Source organism: Paenibacillus mucilaginosus 3016, assembly GCF_000250655.1.
In the GTDB taxonomy this organism is placed as follows: domain Bacteria; phylum Bacillota; class Bacilli; order Paenibacillales; family NBRC-103111; genus Paenibacillus_G; species Paenibacillus_G mucilaginosus.
In genome coordinates, this window is the sequence record NC_016935.1 from 5,118,255 (window position 1) to 5,135,673 (window position 17,419).

14 protein-coding genes are annotated in these 17,419 nt (G+C 59.4%); 4 read left to right on the forward strand and 10 right to left on the reverse strand.

What is annotated here, in order from left to right; translation table 11 throughout:
• Positions 1-23: 23 nt before the first annotated feature.
• The 3 genes from pdxR to PM3016_RS21190 all read left to right on the forward strand — a co-directional run bounded on the left by pdxR (position 24) and on the right by PM3016_RS21190 (position 2,566).
• Positions 24-1,460 carry a MocR-like pyridoxine biosynthesis transcription factor PdxR gene (gene pdxR / locus PM3016_RS21180; protein WP_014370868.1) on the forward strand — a complete coding sequence of 479 codons (1,437 nt, stop codon included), beginning with the start codon at positions 24-26 and terminating at the stop codon, positions 1,458-1,460.
• Between the two features lie 130 nt (positions 1,461-1,590).
• Entirely contained in the window at positions 1,591-1,809 is a 219-nt protein-coding gene (locus PM3016_RS21185) for a hypothetical protein (protein ID WP_013918569.1), read from the forward strand.
• 175 nt (positions 1,810-1,984) lie between these two features.
• The gene (locus PM3016_RS21190; protein ID WP_014370869.1) at positions 1,985-2,566 is read left to right on the forward strand and encodes a CBO0543 family protein; all 582 of its coding nucleotides are present in this window, start codon (positions 1,985-1,987) and stop codon (positions 2,564-2,566) included.
• 33 nt (positions 2,567-2,599) lie between these two features.
• Here PM3016_RS21190 and PM3016_RS21195 read toward each other — a convergent pair whose 3' ends face one another.
• The 6 genes from PM3016_RS21195 to PM3016_RS21220 form a co-directional block, all read right to left on the reverse strand.
• Positions 2,600-3,739, reverse strand: a complete 1,140-nt coding sequence (locus tag PM3016_RS21195; RefSeq protein ID WP_014370870.1) for a glycerate kinase — start codon at positions 3,737-3,739, stop codon at positions 2,600-2,602.
• A gap of 188 nt (positions 3,740-3,927) precedes the next feature.
• Positions 3,928-4,899 (reverse strand): CPBP family intramembrane glutamic endopeptidase, encoded by a 972-nt coding sequence (locus PM3016_RS21200; RefSeq protein WP_014370871.1) that lies wholly within the window; start codon positions 4,897-4,899, stop codon positions 3,928-3,930.
• Positions 4,900-5,191: 292 nt separating this feature from the next.
• Complete coding sequence (locus PM3016_RS21205; protein ID WP_014370872.1) at positions 5,192-5,851, reverse strand: hypothetical protein; 660 nt, start codon at positions 5,849-5,851, stop codon at positions 5,192-5,194.
• A 138-nt stretch (positions 5,852-5,989) separates the two neighbouring features.
• Positions 5,990-6,448: a GNAT family N-acetyltransferase gene (locus PM3016_RS21210; RefSeq protein WP_014370873.1), complete on the reverse strand. Its 459-nt coding sequence runs from the start codon at positions 6,446-6,448 to the stop codon at positions 5,990-5,992.
• A gap of 96 nt (positions 6,449-6,544) precedes the next feature.
• Entirely contained in the window at positions 6,545-8,905 is a 2,361-nt protein-coding gene (locus tag PM3016_RS21215; protein ID WP_238540626.1) for an immune inhibitor A domain-containing protein, read from the reverse strand.
• A gap of 298 nt (positions 8,906-9,203) precedes the next feature.
• The gene (locus PM3016_RS21220; RefSeq protein ID WP_013918581.1) at positions 9,204-10,079 is read right to left on the reverse strand and encodes an AraC family transcriptional regulator; all 876 of its coding nucleotides are present in this window, start codon (positions 10,077-10,079) and stop codon (positions 9,204-9,206) included.
• A gap of 232 nt (positions 10,080-10,311) precedes the next feature.
• Between PM3016_RS21220 and PM3016_RS21225 the strand changes: the two genes are divergently transcribed.
• On the forward strand, positions 10,312-11,703 hold the full coding sequence (locus PM3016_RS21225; RefSeq protein WP_013918582.1) for an MFS transporter: 1,392 nt from the start codon (positions 10,312-10,314) through the stop codon (positions 11,701-11,703).
• A 97-nt stretch (positions 11,704-11,800) separates the two neighbouring features.
• On the opposite strand, the gene PM3016_RS21230 is transcribed toward PM3016_RS21225, so the two are convergent.
• The 4 genes from PM3016_RS21230 to PM3016_RS21245 form a co-directional block, all read right to left on the reverse strand.
• The gene (locus PM3016_RS21230) at positions 11,801-13,420 is read right to left on the reverse strand and encodes a response regulator (RefSeq protein ID WP_013918583.1); all 1,620 of its coding nucleotides are present in this window, start codon (positions 13,418-13,420) and stop codon (positions 11,801-11,803) included.
• A 25-nt stretch (positions 13,421-13,445) separates the two neighbouring features.
• Positions 13,446-15,230, reverse strand: coding sequence for a sensor histidine kinase (locus PM3016_RS21235; protein WP_014370875.1), 1,785 nt, complete (start codon positions 15,228-15,230; stop codon positions 13,446-13,448).
• A gap of 51 nt (positions 15,231-15,281) precedes the next feature.
• Positions 15,282-16,586: an ABC transporter substrate-binding protein gene (locus tag PM3016_RS21240; protein WP_014370876.1), complete on the reverse strand. Its 1,305-nt coding sequence runs from the start codon at positions 16,584-16,586 to the stop codon at positions 15,282-15,284.
• A gap of 204 nt (positions 16,587-16,790) precedes the next feature.
• A complete protein-coding gene (locus PM3016_RS21245) occupies positions 16,791-17,354 on the reverse strand; it encodes a GNAT family N-acetyltransferase (RefSeq protein ID WP_013918586.1) in 564 nt (187 codons plus the stop codon).
• Positions 17,355-17,419 lie beyond the last annotated feature (65 nt).

Below are 17,419 nucleotides of genomic sequence, written 5' to 3' on the forward strand. Positions count from 1 at the left end.
TTCAAACAAATGAGGACAAGCCCATGTGGAAACCGGATCGCAGCAGCAAAACACCGATGTACTTGCAAATCGCGGATTATGTGGAGCGGAGCATCTCTCTCGGGGAATACCCGCCCGGCAGCTTCCTGCCTTCCGAACGCAGGCTCGCCGAGCGGATCGGAGTCAACCGCAGCACCGTGGTCCAGGCCTATGAGGAGCTGCGTGCCAAGGGGATCGTCGAAAGCTCGGTGGGCAGCGGAACGATGGTAAGCCGGGAGGTCTGGGGCATCCGCCCCGGCCTCTCCCCGGACTGGCGGCATTATGTGCAGGGCGGCACCTTCGCCCGGAGCCTCCCGTACCTCCGCCGGATCCGGGAGGTACTGCAGGAGCGGCCTTCCATCATCAACATGGCGAGCGGCGAGCTCTCGGCCGACCTGTTCCCGAATGAACAAATCATACAGGTGATGAAGGAAGTGCCCTTCGAAGCGCATCTCGGGTATGACGACCCCCAGGGCTATTATCCGCTCCGGGAGACCCTGTCCGGCTTCATGCGCCGGGAGCTGGGCATTCACACCACGGAATCCTCGATTCTGATCACCTCCGGCTCGCAGCAGTCGCTGTTCCTGATCCTTCAATGCCTGCTTGCGCCCGGGGACGCCGTGGCGGTCGAAGATCCTTCCTACTGCGGCTCCCTGGCCATGTTCCAATCGGCAGGTATCCGGACCTTCCCCCTGCCGGTCCGCGAGGACGGAATCGATCCGCGGGACGTGGAGACCCTGTTCAAGGAGCACCGGATCCGGATGGTCTTCCTGAATCCGAACTACCAGAATCCGACGGGAACGACGCTTCACCCGGACAAAAGAAGGCCGCTCCTGAACTTGGCGGCCGAGCTCGGCATTCCGATCGTGGAGGATGACCCCTTCAGTCTCACCGACTTTGAAGGAAACCCTCCTCCCTCCCTCAAATCCATTGACGAACACGGAACCGTCCTCTACATCGGCTCCCTGTCCAAGATTGCCGCGTCCGGGCTGCGCATCGGGTGGCTGATCGCTCCGAGCACGGTCGTACAGCGGCTGGCGGATGCGCGGCAGCAGATCGATTTTGGCCTCAGCATCATCCCCCAGTGGACCGCGAATGCGTTCATGCGCTCCGGCAATTTCGGGGAGCATCTGAGCTTCCTGCAGCAGGCGCTGGCGCACAAGCAGGACCTCCTGATCCGCTCTCTCGAGCGGGAGCTGGGGGATGAGGTGCGCTTTACGGCGGCCCGCGGCGGCCTGAGTCTGTGGTGCGGCCTTCGCCGGCCGGTCGACGACCTGAAGCTGCTGGAGGAAGCGGTGAAGCGGGGCGTCGTCTATACCCCCGGGGCGGTGTACGGCTCCGTGCCCGGCCATATCCGGCTCAGCTTTGCGCGCCCGCCGGCCTCCCGGATCGAGGAAGGCATCTTCGGCCTCGCCCAGGCTCTTCGTTTCCTCCAAGTGTGAACAACCATTGAATTTGGATGGTGGATTCCGCGGCCGAATGGATGGTGACGCCTGCCGCCGTTCTTGATATAGTTCTGTTGTAAGGAACACAGACGAAACCGCTTCTAAACAAAGTAACGGGGGATCGATCATGGAGCTGTATGTCTACTATATTTTATTCGCTACCATCATGCTGTTCGCCGTCGTGGCGACGCTGCTTGTCGGCATGTCCAAGAAGAACCGGGAAGGCAACCCGCAGTACGATCAGCGCACGAAGGGGAACTGGTCCCGCCTCACCTGGATTTATATCGCCGTCATCGCACTCGGCTATCTCGCCTTGGTCGTGTACATCGTCCAATCCAATTCGTGAGACCTGCAGGTCCCCTTCAGCCAAAAAACAAACCGAGCCGCGGAGGAAGCATCCTCTGCGGCTCTTTACTGTGCGCCCCTCCGCCTGCCGCTAGGCAGACTTGGCAAATCTTTAGAATTCAGAAGTCCGATTTGGCGAATACTTACAACCATCAGACTAGAAAAGGATGGTCGGTATGAGTCCGGATCAACAAGCCTCCTTCGAGCACTTGAGACAGATGAAAAAACAGTATTCCTCCGAACTCATGGATTATTGGATCCGCTATTCCAACATCGATACATGGCAGTTCTGGGCCTGCGTCGTACTGCTGTTCGGCCCCCTGGTCCTGCTTTATTTCATGCTGGACCGCAGCAAGGCATTCCACATGGGATTTTTCGGCTACAGCATCCATGTATTAACGTTCTATGCGGATAACTTCGGTGTGACCTACGGACTTTGGGATTATCCTTACAAAGCGATCCCCTTTCTACCGATGAGCCTCATGATTGATGCTTCTCTCGTGCCGGTGTTTTTTATGCTCGTGTACCAGTGGTGTGTGAATCATCACAAATCCAAGCTGCTCTTCCTCACGGCAACCAGCGTGTGCTTTGCTTTTGTTATCAAACCGATCCTGTCACTCGCCGGACTGTTCCTGCTCTTCGAGTGGATGAATTTCTTCTATCTCTTCCTGGCCTATATGTTCGTGACGCTTGGAGCCATGCTTCTAACCGCCATTTTCAGATGGCTGATGAGGTCCGCCATTCATAGGATTCCTTGAGGGCCTGCCTTCCTGCCTTGCCGTGTCTTTGACTCAGAGCTGCATGCCGATGCGGATCAATCGACACATTCGTGCGCTTGCCGCTTCCACCAGTTCCTCCGCTGCGGCCAAGCAGGACGGGAGATCCATAGGCCCGGGAACGATACTCATCAGGCCGTCGATCCCATGGTTCAGGACTTCCTCCGCCCCTTGTCCCAGACTGCCGGACAGACATACCGCAGGCACTCCCGCCCTCCTGGCGGCCGCGGCAACCCCTACTGGAGCCTTGCCATTAGTGGTCTGTGCATCGGTCGCGCCCTCTCCAGTCAGCACAAAATCCGCACCCTCCAGTCTGCGTTCGAACTCGACCGCATCCAGCACAAGCCGGATGCCCGGCATCAGCCTCGCGTTCGTGAAGTACAGCAGGCCGGCGCCGAGGCCTCCGGCTGCTCCAGCCCCCGGCTGCTCGGCTATATCCCGGCCAGTGGCTTCCCGGGCCTTGACGGCAAAGGCATGCAGCGCTTCATCCAACCGCTGCACCATTACAGGCTCAGCCCCCTTCTGGGGACCGTAGACTGCGGAAGCGCCGCGGGGACCGCACAGCGGATTATTGACATCGCAAGCGACATCAATCCGGGTATCCGCCAACCGCGGGTCAAGCTGCGACAGGTCAATGTGGTGAAGTCCGCGTAAAGCCGCACCGCCCGGAGGAAGCTCCTCTCCTGTATCATCCAGCAGCTTAACCCCCAAGGCTTGTGCCATGCCGGCGCCCCCGTCGTTGGTCGCGCTGCCCCCGAGTCCGATGATCAGCTTGCGCAGCCCGCGGTCCAGTGCCGCCTTGATCAGCTCTCCAGTGCCGTAGGTGGTCGTCCTTAGCGGATTGCGCTGACCGGCGGGCACCAGCGGCAGCCCGGACGCCTCCGCCATTTCGATCACACCTGTTGCCCCGTCGCCAAGTATACCCCAACGGGCGTTCACCGGTCTTCCCATCGGACCGGTGACCTTCTCTTGCATAAGCATGCCTCCCGTGGCTGCAACAAGCGCTTCGAGCGTGCCTTCGCCACCGTCCGCGATGGGCACTTTCACTATTTCGGCGTCCTGGAACACCGTACGGATTCCCCGCTCCATCGCGCGAGCGACAGCGACGGCGTCCAGGCTGCCTTTGTACGAATCCGGAGCCACAATAATACGCAAGATGATTCCCCTCCTTCGAGCCGGATTTCCTACATACATTCGATTAACACATGCCTATCCCCTTCTAGTCCGGTCGTGGGCTTTGGGGTTCGGGAGGCCGCCCCGGGATTGCATGGACTTCCGGTATGATGTTCGTCCATCCTGTCAAACACAGAGAGGCCGCCAGCTTGGGGCCGGCGGCTTTCTTTTTATGCTTCTTTCTTTGCTTCTTTATTGCCGAACTCCCGGCTCCCCTTGCCCTCATCCGGCTCGGTTCCCTTCCAATCCACCGGCGGTTTCTTTCCCCGGAGGGACCACCAAAGGAGAGCGATCACACTGAGTACAATGGTTCCTATATGGATCAGCAGGTAGCCGTTCGTCGAGAGATATTCCACCTCCACGATGGCCCCGTCCCCGGGGACGACGATATACCGGACGGTCTCCAGCCATGCAAGATGGTACCCGATGCACATCCACAGATTGCCGGAGAGGATCCGGCTCAGCTGCAGCGCTGTACCGAAGAAGATCAGCGTGAGGATGTACTCGGCGGTCAGCGAATCCCAGGAACCCAGTCCTGCAGCGATCAGCATGGCAAGCAGCGCCACAGGGGCGAGCACGAAGAGGACCACCTGCAGCACCAGCGCCAGCCATCGCGGCAGCCGAGTGTTCAGGTTCCGGTAGATATACCCGCGGAAAGCAAGCTCCTCCGGGAAAGCTTCATAGAAGAAGGCAATCGGCACATTGACCAGGATCACGAGAAGGGTCTCGGCGGGCAGATGCAGGCCGGTCACCCGGAGCCAGCCCAGCAGGCTGCCGAGCGCAAGGGCCGCGGCCGTCATGGCAAAGAGCAGCCCCGCCCCGAGCAGGGCATACGGAACGCCCGCAGGCAGCGCCGTGAGCCCAAGCCCGCTCCAGGGACGCCGGTCGGCATACCGACGCAGGAGATAGATCAGCGGGACCGCGACGCCCGACGTAACGGCGGCCAGCATCACCTGCTGGGCAAGCGTCGGGAAGCCGTAGCCCGCCGCGGTCAGGGCCACCGCCACGGCCAGTCCCAGACCGGCGACGAAGGACATCCAGCCCAGCAGCACCCTCCAGGGCATGCCGATGCGCCCTTCCGCATCCGCCAGCAGGTTCGCGGCACGGTTATCCTTCCCCTTCTCTTCGGCAGATGGTTCCACTCCACATGCTCCTCTCCCTCTATCAGATTGCCGCTCTATCAAGCGGCTCTCTTATATATAGTCCGTGAGAGAGCAGCATGTGCTGGGTACGTGTTCCGCTGTGCCATCTGCCTGAACCTGCTTTCCCAGCGGCATGGTGCTTCATTTGTACCAGCAGCCAAAAAAGTGGATAGCTTCTAAATAAAGCACGCCGGAAACGAAACGGCCTCTCACCAGGAGGTTCTCCAGCTTATAAAAAAACTTCCCCGCGTGTCCGAAGGACCGGGGGAAGCACGAGATGGCTGACCATTGCTCAGCGAAACTTCTTGGGAAACTGCTTCTGGATGCCTTGCGACAGGGTATCGGCCAGCATGAGAATATGCTCCTCCCCCTGATCGAAGGCCCGGATATCCGCTTCCCAATCTTTCTGCAGCCGGGCCCTGAGTGCGTCCGCCACGAGTTCCAGGTGCCTGTGCAGCATCGCAAGGACCTCTTTCTTCGGCCAATGCGGATTGGCGCGGCTCAGAAACTCGGCGATATCGTCCGCGTTCCGGTACCATTCCTTATTGTACTGCTGCACCTGAGCCTGATCGCCCTGCTTCGCCGCACCCACGATCTTGCCGGCTATGACAATGTGCTCGCGCAGCAGTTCTGCCAGCTTATGGCCCGCAGCTTCCCCGTAGAAGGGTTTGATCGCATCGCCGATGTCCTGCTGATTCTTCAGCAGCCTTGCCAGCACCTGGTCCTGATCGGCCAGCCCGTCAACGGCACTGACGATGTAGTTCCGGGTCCAGATCACATGCTCCATCCACAGCTTTCTCATCGCGGCTGCAAGCTGCATCTTCGACTGCCCCGGTACCGGTCTTTCCAAGCGCACTTGTTCCTGGGCGGCAGCTTGTCCCTGAAGCGGCAGTACAGCTAAAGCCAGGGACACGCACAGCAGGCCGATTGGCTGTAATCGAGTTTTGTTCAACCTCCATCTTCTCCTTCGCATGAAATCATCAACCCTCTTATTATGAAAAATTTGGTGTGATTCATGCATCGTTGACGCCGCACCGCAGGCCGTTCCCTTCCGCCTGTCCCATACGCCGGAGCTGCACCCGGCTCCGGGCTAGAGCTCCTTCACCATCTTCACTACATCGGCCTCATAATTCAGCTGCTTGTACAGGTTCAGGGCACGCTCGTTGCCCGCGAAGACGCTCAGCACGATTTGTTTGAAGCCCTGCTCGCGCGCCCATTCTTCGGCCTTCAAGAGAAGTCTCCTGCCGACTCCCCCGCCTTCGCTTTCCGGGGCAACCGCAACAGCCACAATGCTTCCCTGCTCGATCCCGGTCAGGGCATCCTTATGAGGCTTGACCTCCAGGAAACCCAAGCGCTTTCCGTTCTCCTCTTCCGCCACGAACACTTCGGTTCCCGGTTCCGGCCGGTCCACCGATTCCTGTGCGATGCGAAGCTGCGCTTCTTTCATCAGGGCAGGATCGCGCCAGCCCATGAGCTCCCCTTCCGCAAAACGCAGGGCTAAGGAAACGATAAACGGCTTATCGGACTCCTGCCAGGGTCTGATGTTCATAAGAGATTCCTCCTTGGTTTTGAATACATCCACTCATTAAGAAAAAAGCGGCCTCCCCCTCACACGGGAAAGACCGCCGTCTGCACTGCGCTAGGATTAGTTATGAATCCAAATGAGTCCGGCCGAGTTGTCCTTGGCTTCGCCAATGACCTTGAATTTCAACCCGAAGTTCGGCACAAGGCGTCCGGCATCCGGGATCTGCGTGTTGATGTAGGACTTGCTGTCCGAGAATTCGGTCACGCCGGGCAGGGATTTGTAGTCGTATTCCCCGCGCGTCTCGTTATTGATGTACCAGGCCGGTGTCTTGTCGATGGAGAAGGCCGCATCCGCCACTTGGTAACGCGTCGTCTGGGCCACGGAGTCGGCGCCGTCCTTCTTGAAGATCAGTGCTTCCGGATGGGAATCGACAACCCCGAGGAAGCCTTGGCCCGGGTGGATGCCCACCCAGTTGTCGAGGTAGCTGTCATCCGCGTACCATACGACAAGACCGGTATTGTACTTCACGCCGCGGCTGTAAGCGAGGGACTTGTCCGCCCCGGCATAATTTCTCCATTCGAGGTAGTAGTAGTGCTTCTTGTACTCGATGCCGTTCGTTACCTTGAAGCCGTCCAGCGTGAAGGCTGCGGCTGCCTCGGCGTCATCGGAGAAGACCACCCGGCCGTCCACCGTAAGCGCCGCGTTATCCAGCGCGAAGCCGTTCAGAGCCAGACCGCCGTCGGTCACATAGTCGAAGTGGAGCGACACCCTGCCGCCTGCGAACGGAGTCAAGTCATACGACTTGTCCACCCAGGCGCCGTTTGTGGTTTCCGCCTTCGCGTCGCCGTTCGTGTCCTCGTCGCCGATCACGTCAAGCGTCGTGCTCTTGCCGTCATAGGTTACGGCGGTTACGGTCAGGTAGTCGTACTCGAATTCCACCTCATACAGGGTTTTGAAATCAAACGACGCGGTCTTCGCTCCCGTCAGATCGAACTCCGGCGTGGAGAGCGTGGTGTGAAGGTTGTCGCCCTTCGTGCTGTAGTAGTACTGCTTGCCGAAAGCCGGCTTGATGCCCTCCACCGGTTTGTCCGGCAGGTTCACCTTCACGACGCCGGGATTCTTCGATTTCGTGACGCTCTGGTCGATGAGGGCCGAGATCCCTTCCCTCGTAATGTCCGCCGCATCGACTTCGGTGATGTTCACCCAGTTGCCGCCCATCGTTTTCTGGAAGAACTCCTTGTTCTGCGGGGAGAAAGAGCTTGGCGCCGTACCGGCGATCTTCCCGTTCCAGCTGCCGCCGCTCATGATCGACCAGGAGGCTACCGGTTCACCCTGCCCGGTGTACTGGGTGTCATACTCGTCCGGCAGCCCGAGATCATGGCCGAACTCATGGGCGAAGACGCCGACCGCCCCGTCTTCCGGCTGAATCGTATAGTCGTAGGCCGCCATCTGGCCGCCCCAGTAATCGACCTTCGCCGACGTGCCGGGAACCGCATACACCCCGTTCAGCGTCCAGCGGTGGGACCAGATCGCGTTGTCGCCGAGCTTGCCGCCCCCTGCTTCCTGGCCGGTACCCGCGTGAATGATCATCAGGTGGTCGACGAGGCCGTCAGGCTCGTTCTGATTCCCGTCGCCGTCGAGGTCATACAGGTCAAACGTATCGTAATCCGCCAGATTGACTCCGCCGGCCGCCGCCGCCTTCAGCGCATCCTTGACCAGATCGCGCGGCCCGATCGGGTTCTGGTTATCGTTCCCGCCCGCCGGATTATCGTCACCGTATTCGGCCGCACGGCCGGGCACCGTCAGCCAGTCCGATACATAGCCGTCCACCGTGTAGCTTCCGCCGGACTGCTCTTCATAGTACTGCTTGAACGTCTGGATCTTGGAGCCGTCGAACAGGGTGAAGTCGGTATCCCCGAACATCAGCTTCTGGTAATGCTCCCGGTTAAAATCGCTCGCAAACATATAGCCGGGTTCCTGTACGATATTGTTATGTTTGAAGTCCGAGAATTCGGTGAGCAGCACGAGCACTTTATCCTCCCGCACGGCACCGTGATAAGGCGCTTGCTTAGCGGACGGAATGTTTAGGCCGTTCGGACTACCTTTTTTATAATTGTCATGGCCTTTGCCCATCTGCTGCATGAGCTTCTCTTTTTGCTTGGCAATAAAGTCCTTCGACTTGCGGTCCATCTCCTCCTGCTGGCGGCCTTCCGCCGTCAGGGTATTGGATTTGGTTTTCGCCGCTTTATTGTTCTTGGCCGCTATGTACGATTTGACCGCTTTGGAGATTTGTTCCGGCGTGGCATTCTTGCTGAGCAGCCCCCGGTTCATCAGGCCTTTGGCCAGCCGTTCTTCATCGACGATGTTGAGGTCGATCGGCGGCGCATCCGGCATCGGGTCGCCGGCGCCGGCTTCGGCGCCGAGTGCCGAGGTGGAGAGGAGTCCCGCCGTCAGGCAGGCGGATAAGAGAATGCTGGTCATTCTGAGCTTCTTCTTCAAAAGATAACCTCCCAAGATGTAAAAATGATGAGCATGTTACCATTTCTAACATTTAACCAATGGTATATTGAAATTAAATAATAGTTTGAATATTCTAGTAAGTGCTACTAGTCCTGCGCACTTAGCACCATATTTTTCCTCTAAGAACCTTTATTTTTCGTCATATTTTGCCAACCCGGATGAACATACGTCCCTCTGCGCGCATTTCCCGCACGAGCAATAAGCCGTTCCCCTGAAGCAGGGAACGGCTTGTGTTCTGGAATATATTCACATCCAGATGCTACTTTATCTTCTTGACCGGGATCCAGATCTCGCTTCGGTAATTCGGAGCGGTCGTATCCTTCCCTTCGTTCCACAGCAGTTCCGGCCCCACTGCTATCTCATAGCCCGACGATGGAAACCACTCGGCATAGATGCGCCCCCAGACCTCCTGAAGCGCACTTGGAAAGGGGCCGACCGCCTCGAACACAGCCCAAGTCAGCGGCGGGACTTCCAGGGAAGCGAAGCCGTCCGGGCATTCCTTCGTCGTTGCGGCGCCGATATAATGGTCGAGCTCCCCCCTCTCCTCCATCCGCCCTTCCGAGAAATTCACGGAAGCGCTGATCAGGCCGGAGGGCTCCATATTCGAGAGCGCTTTGAGCCGTTCGATCGTCCCGGCGTCCAGGCTCTGCCACATCGCTGCAATGTCCGGATTCACCCCCTGGAATACGATAGGAACCCTCTTCATGAGCCCCACGATACGAAACGCTTCTTTGTCGGCCAGCCGATAGTTCATTTCATCTCCTCCTTGTACCGTTAACTGGAAGGACATCCGCGGATAAGCCTTGAGCGCCCCGCCCTGGCTTCGGGCCTCCGTCGGCGTGACGCCGTGCAGAGACTGGAAGGCCCGGGTGAACGAATCCGGAGAGCCGTAGCCGTATTTGACCGCCAGATCGATGATCCGGATCCCGCTGTGCTGAAGCTCGAAGGCCGCCATCGTAAGCCGTCTTCGCCGGATATATTCCGACAGGGGAACTCCCGCGAGGAACGAGAACATGCGGGTAAAATGATACTCCGAGCACTGCGCCAGCTGCCCCACCCGCTTGAAGTCGATGGTCTCCGTCAGATGGTCCTCAATATACTGTATAGCTGCGTTCATCCCTCTCAGCGAATCCACTGATCTCACCTCCTGCTACTATCTTATCAGGCGCCGGCGGGGGGCATCCGACAATCCCTGCACGGTACTGCAGGGGGCTGAGCCCCGTCCTTCCGGAATCTCCCGCGCCTTCAGACTTCATAAGATCCCAAACACTTTTCGTAAGATCCTTAATGTTGCTTTCCTCCCCCTCTCTTTATAATCAATGGCATAGACCCTATGCAAGCCGCATCTGACAGAAGGAGTGATGATCATGAGTTTAGCCTTGAAGACCGATCTTGGCGCCGGCGTGATCGAGACGGACAAGAACCGGAAGCTGAGCACGAAGGAGAAAGTATCGTACGGCCTCGGCGATTTCGGCAACGGGTTCATGTTCGACCTCGGACAGCTGTACCTTTTGAAATTTTTTACCGATGTAGCGGGCATCCCCGCTGCGTCCGCGGGCGGCATCTTCCTCGCGAGCAAGCTGTTCGCCGCGGTGTGCGACCCGATCGTAGGGTCGGCCATCGACTACCGCAAGAACATCGGGCCGGGCGGCAAATTCAGGCCCTTCCTCATCTGGGGCAGCCTCGTGCTGGCGGTGCTGACCGTGCTGACGTTCCTCTCGCCGGATGCCTCGCCGACCACCAAGCTGATCTACGCGTATGTATCCTACATGATCTGGGGTGTCGGCTACTCTTTCGTGAACATTCCGTACGGCTCGCTCGGCGCAGCGATGACCCAGGATGCCGGCGACCGGACGTCTCTCGCCTCCTACCGCCAGGCAGGATCGCTCGGCGCACTGTTCTTCACCAGCGTGCTCGTCATGCCGCTCATTCTCCTGTTCTCCAACGAGAAAATCGGCTATCCCGTCGTGATGGCGGTGATGTCGCTGGTCGGCGTGCTCTCGTTCTGGTTCACGTACCGCAACTGCAAGGAACGCATTGTCGTCACCGGTGCGCCCAAGGAGAAGCTGACGGTGAAGTCCGTGGTCAAGACCTTCGTTGCGAACAAACCGCTGCTGGTGCTTGTCCTGATGACGATCTTCACCATCTCGGCCTACAACCTGAAGTCGGCTATGCTCATCTATTTCGCTCAGTACAACCTCGGCAATGTGAAGCTCATGGCGTACATGAACTTCATTATCATCGGCTCGTCGTTCATCGGCGTACTGGCCCTGCCCCGGCTCGTGAAGCGGTTCGGCAAAAAGCAGGCCGCCATCTTCGGTCTGGCGGTGAGCATCCTGGCGGATACCGTGAACTTCTTCGTTCCGTCGAACGTGTACATCTTCACGATCCTGGCCAGCATCGCCTTCATCGGGATCTCCATTCCGAACGGGATCACCTGGGCACTCGTCTCCGACATCATCGATTACGGGGAGTGGAAGTCGGGCGAACGCAAGGAAGGCACCACGTACGCGCTGTTCAACTTCTCGCGTAAGCTCGCCCAGTCGCTGTCGGGCTTCCTCTCGGGCATCGGCCTCGGCCTGATCGGGTACGTCCCGAACGCCGCCCAGAAAGCAGGCACACTGCTCGGCATCAAGGGGCTGCTGCTGCTCTATCCGGCGGTCGCCCTGTCCATCGCCATCCTCGTGCTCGGCCTTATGTACAAGCTTACGGACAAGAAGCATGCCGAGATTGTCGAGGAGCTTGCCTCGCGGAGCTAAACCCAGCGAGCTGTACTTTCGGATATTCCCAAAAAGGCTGTTCTCCCTCTCTGCGAGGGGGAACAGCCTTTGTTTCGTATCCATTGCCCGCCGGAGCTTACCTCGTGTGCCGGAATTCCGATGGGGTCACGCCGGTGAATTTTTTGAAGATGACGCTGAAATACTGCGGATTCGCATATCCTACCCGCTCCGCCACCTCGTAGGTCTTCAGCTCTTCCTTCCTGAGCCAATCCATGGCGGCGTTCATGCGGGTCTCGAGGAGAAAGTCGCTGAAGTTGATGCCGGTCTCCTTCTTGAAGATGGCACTGAGGTAGGTCGTGCTGACATGCACATGGTCCGCCACATCCTGCAGGGACAGGCCTTCCTTCATGTAATGCTCCCGGATGAAAGCGGCCGCCTGGTCGGCCAGGCTCTTGTGCTGGCGCAGACGCCTCTCCTTCACCGCAGCGGACAAGTCGTTCATGAAGTCGCGGATGCGCTCGAACATGTCCCTGGCGGTCCGGTAGTGGTGAATCTCCTCGAACAGGCCTTCCACGGTTCCCTTCGCATACGGTGGTTCGTGCCAGTCCTGGAATGCATGGACCAGCGAGAAGACAATCTCCATGCCGAGCATATGCATCCGGACCAGATCCACGGGTCTGCGGGAGAGGAACTCTTCCTCTAGCCCGTCCAGTATCGCCCCCGCCTCCTGCTCCAGCCCGGATTTGATCTTCATCGTCAGCCGGGGGGCCCAGTCGGAGCCGACGGCATTATAGCCATCGGCCTTCGGCTTGATGAGGTCGTCGCGGTACAGGAACACCTGATTCTTCCCTGTCATATGCCGCAGCTCCGTGGCCGCCTTGGCGCTGTGATAGGAATCCCGGACCCGATCCAGCTTCTCCACGACGGAGCCGACGCCGGCGGTGACCGTGGTTTTGAGGTACGTTTCCACATTCGCCCGGATCGTCTCGGCTAACGTCAGCGCCTGCAGCTCCAGAGCCGTCTCGTCCTCCTCCGCCCCGTAGATCACAACGATCTCGTCCTTCAGCGCACTGAAGACAAGCCCTGTCGGCTCTCCAGGCCGGGGCTCAGGACCGCACTCCAGCCGGACGACCTCGTCCGCCACATTGTGTATGCAGTACTTCAGCAGTTCCTGCCCGTAGCGGTTCCGCGGCGAGGCGTCGTAGTAGTGGTCGGCGAGCAGCAGGATGACGGCATAGTGCCCGGCCTGCAGCGGAATGTCCAGGAAGTCAAGCTCATGCCGGATCTCCTCCTCCGTGAATTTGCCGGTGAGCAGGTTCTCACAGAACCGCTGCTTGAGCAGCGGGATGCCCTCGATCACCTTTTTGGCCGTGGCGTGCTCATGCTCCCACTCCTCGGCAGCCCGCTTCACGGTGTCGAACAGCTTCGCTTCGTCGAGCGGCTTCAGAACGAAGTCGAATACTTTGAGCTTCAGCGCCTTCTGGGCGAATTCGAATTCGTCGTAGCTCGTCATCATGATGATCTTCGTGTCGGGATAATGCTCCTTGATCTTCTCCGTCAGCTCCAGCCCGTCCATGAAAGGCATGCGGATATCGGTGAGCACGACCTGGGGCCGCTCCCGTACGACCGCCTCCCAGGCGTCTTCCCCGTTCGTCTCCGATGCGGCGAGCCGGAAGCCGCCGGCTTCCCAAGGGATCGTCTCCGACAAGCCCCGCAGAATAATCCGGTCGTCGTCCGCAATGATCAATGTCCGCATCTGCTTTTCCTCCTTCCTCTTAGCATTATGCATGCTCCATATAGGGAAACCTGACCGTGACGGTAGTTCCTTCACCCGGCCCGCTCTCGTAGGTCAGGCCGTAGTCTCTGCCATAGTGCAGCTGCAGCCGGCGGTGCACGTTCCTCACCCCGTAGCCGATGCCGGGCGTAGATTCCCCGTTTTCTTCCGCCAGGGCCATCTGCAGCAGCCGGAGCCGCTCCGGCTCCATCCCGAAGCCGTTGTCCTTCACCTGCAGCAGGCAGACGCCCTCTTCGATCCAGCCCCTTACTTCGATCCGACCGGTCCGCCGCACCTTTTTGACCCCATGGTAGATGGCATTCTCGACGAGCGGCTGCAGCGTCAGCTTGACGATCCGGCAGTTCAGCATCGCCTCTTCGACCCGGGTTTCATAGTGGAACGTATCCCCGTAGCGCATCTGCTGGATATAGAGATACTGCCCGATGTGTTCCAGCTCGGCCGACACCGCAATGACCGGGCTCCCCTTGCTGATGCTGATCCGGTAGTAGCTCGACAAGGCAGCGAGCATCTTCGACGCGTCCTTCGTCTCTCCCAGATCGCACAGGCTTTTGATGGAATAGAGCGTGTTGTACAGAAAATGCGGCTGGATCTGCGACTGCAGGACGGACAGCTCATGCAGCCGCTTCTGCTCCTGCTCGTATTCGACCTGCCCGAGCAGCTCCCGGATCCGGCCGAGCATATCGCGGATGCCCCGGTTCAGAATACGGATCTCCTCGGCATCGCCGGGGTGATCGGGCAGTTCGACCTCCAGCCGGCCCTCCCGGATCGTATGCACCCTGCGCGTCAGTCCGGACAGGGGCCGGGTGATCCGGTTCGTCAGCCAGCCCGTACTCAGGACGGCGAGCACGATAACCGCGATCACGACCGAGAGCGTGATCGTCTGGATGTATTGGATCCGGCTGTAGAGCTCCTCTTCCGGATACACCGCCGCCAGCCTCCACTTGTTGATTGCCAGCGTATCGTAGACGACGGTCAGCGCCTGTCCCGCTTCGCTGCGGAGCACGAACCGCCCCTTCGCGCCCGGCGCTTCCAGCAGCTTCCGCCTCAGCTCCTCTTCCCCGGCGGCATACCTGCTCTCCACGGTCTTGAATCCGGCCAGCCCATCCGTACTTGCAAGAACGAGGTACCCGTTCGGGGAAATCTCGGGAGCCGTGAGCGGCGCTTCGAAGAGCGCTTCCTTCAGACGGATCACGATCAGACCGCCCCGGGCTTCATCCCTGCCCTCGATCCATTGGTACAAGCCGGCCGTCCGCCCGCCCGCCGGGTCCCACTCGTTCTTCGTCAGATTGAACCAATAGATCCGGGAAGCGACCGTATAGGGCAGCTCGAAGAAGCGGCCCGGCTCCGGAATCCGTTCCGTCTGCAGCCGGTCCTTGCGGTAGTAGGAGAGCCTGCCCTGGTTATAGTACAAATAGACGGATTCGATGATCGCGTAGTGATCCGTATAGAGCTTATCCAGGGAGCCGGCCAGCGTCAGATAGTCGCGGGGCTGCAGCTTGAACCCGGGCTGGTCGGCCCGGCGGATGAGCATCTGCAGCTCGCTGTTGCTGCCGAGCGCCGTGACATCCCCCAGGACGGCGGCCAGCTTCTCGTTCAGGGAGTCTCTGGTCTGAACGAGGGTATCGTTCATGCTCGTTTCGGCATTGGCCTCGAGCTGCCGGGCCGCCAGCAGATAGGAGACGGTGCCGGTCACCGTGACGAACACGACGATGATCGGAATCAGGAAGGTCAGGAAGGCCGACTTCAGGGTTCTTCTAGGCCGTTTGAACATAGCGCAGCCCTCCTATCTGGCGCCGGGCAGCCCGCGTGAGCGCCCTATTCTTCATGATGATATTGGGCATAGGTCCGCTCCATGAGGGCCGCCCCAGTCGTCCAGGAACAGCTCCGGCGCCAGCTCCCCTGTGAGGACCTTCTGGAAATTCGGCTCGATCTGCTGCTTGACGGCCTTGGCATAGTTCGGCAGATCGTAGGGCATGTGCAGCCGGACGGTCTTCGGGTCCTCGAGCGCCGCCAGCGCCTCGCGGATCAGCGCCGGCTCCCTGAACGCCCCGCTCTCCAGCGAGCGCCGGTTCGTCGGGATCTGCCCCACATGGGCATTCCAATAGGTCTGGCTCTCCTCCGACATCAGGAACTGAAGGAGGTTCCAGGCCGCATCCGGGTGCTTGGCCGACCGGAAGATGCTGTAGCCGTTCGCCACCGTCACCATCACCCGGCTGCCGTCCTTGGCCCTCGGCAGCAGGGCCGCCCCTACGCGGTCACCGCCGAGCGAGGCCATGTGATCATGATAGGACCCGAAGTTGTGGGAGATCAGGGCGGCTGTTCCCGAATCGAAGGCGGAGACCATCTCCTTGTACCCGTTCAGGATGTCGCTGTTCTTTGTATATTGGCCGTAGAGCCCGATATATCGCTTCAAGAATTCCAGATGACGCGGATCGTTAATCGTGCAGGTGCCGTCCTCGCGGAAGTATGCGGACTGCCCGGAGTAAGCGTACAGCATGGACGTCAGCTGGGTGATGCTGCCGGCTCCCCCTCGCAGGCTGTAGCCGTACTGTCCGAGCTCCGGACGGTTCAGCTGCCGGACCCGCTCGAAGAACCCGTCCCAGCTCTCCGGTGCGCCGACGACCGCTTCCCGGAACCAGTCGGCCCGGTACCACAGCACATCAAAATATAAGGTGTTCGGCAGCTGATACAATTTTTCGTCCGGCACGAGCCCCCGGTTATAGTCAATGAACGGCTGCGGGATCTCCTCCCGGCCGGGCCATGCGGCATAATAATCGTCCAGCGGAAGAAGCGCGTCCTTGGCTGCAAAGTCCGCGATCCATTCCGCATTCACGGCCGCCAGATCCGGCATCGTATTCGCGGCGATAGCGACGTCGTACTGCTGCTTGTTGAAGCTGACGGGCACCCCGACATAGTTCACCCGGATGCCCGGGTGCGCCGCCTCGAACCGGCGGAACAGCTCCTCGTAGTAAGGCGTTCGGCTCTCTCCGGGATTCTCGTCCCAGAATGTCAGTTCGATGACGTCCGCCGCTTCCGGTCCCTCCTGCCCGGAGGGGGCCCACGCGCTGCAGGAGGTCAGCAGCAAGGTAAGGCATAGAGAGAGGGGCGGAATCCGTGTCTTGATCATGAGGCTGCTCCTCCCTTAAGAAGATCTAACGATCGTTTCATATCCCATTCAGTATACGACAAAAGCCGTAAAAAGCCCACCGCTGCGGCCTTCCGAGCGAGTATCCGAGACTGGAGAGAACGGAAAAAGGATACCGCGCAGAGCGGTATCCCAAGGGGACTTCCTTATGTATTTGTCCGGGAAGCAAGCGTCATGTCCTGCACCTTACTTCTTCTGCGGCTCCCACTCGCTGCGCAGGATCGAATAACAGCGGTTGTCCACATACTCCCCGTGGGATAAGGCATACCCCCGAAGGATTCCTTCCTCGGTGAATCCCAGCCTCTCGAGCAGCTTCATGGACGGAAGGGCATCCAGGTTCGTGTAGGCTTCGATCCGGTTCAGACCCAGGGTGCCGAAGCCATAGGAGAGAACCTCCTTCAGCACTTCCGTCATGTACCCTTGGCGCCAATGCTCCCTGCCCAGGTCATATCCGATCTCCGCCCGGGATCCCCGGCTCACTTCCCAGCCATTAAAGCCGCAGGTCCCGATCAGCACCCCGTCTTCCTTGCGGATCACAGCCCAGCGCAGCGCTTTATGGTCATCGAAGAGGCCGTTCATGAACCCGATCAGCCCTTCGGCTTGTTCGATGCTTGTGAAGGGCTCCATGCCCATATCCTTGGTCACTTCCGGGTCAGAGAACAAGCGGAGCACCGCCGGTGCATCTTCGATTGTCATCCGGCGAAGGAGGAGCCGCTTCGTCTCCAAGGTTGGGAACCGTTCAATCTTCACTGCCGATCATACCCTTTCTTCCGAATTCCAAGAACCCGTGTCTTTTAATTCCACTACCCTATTAC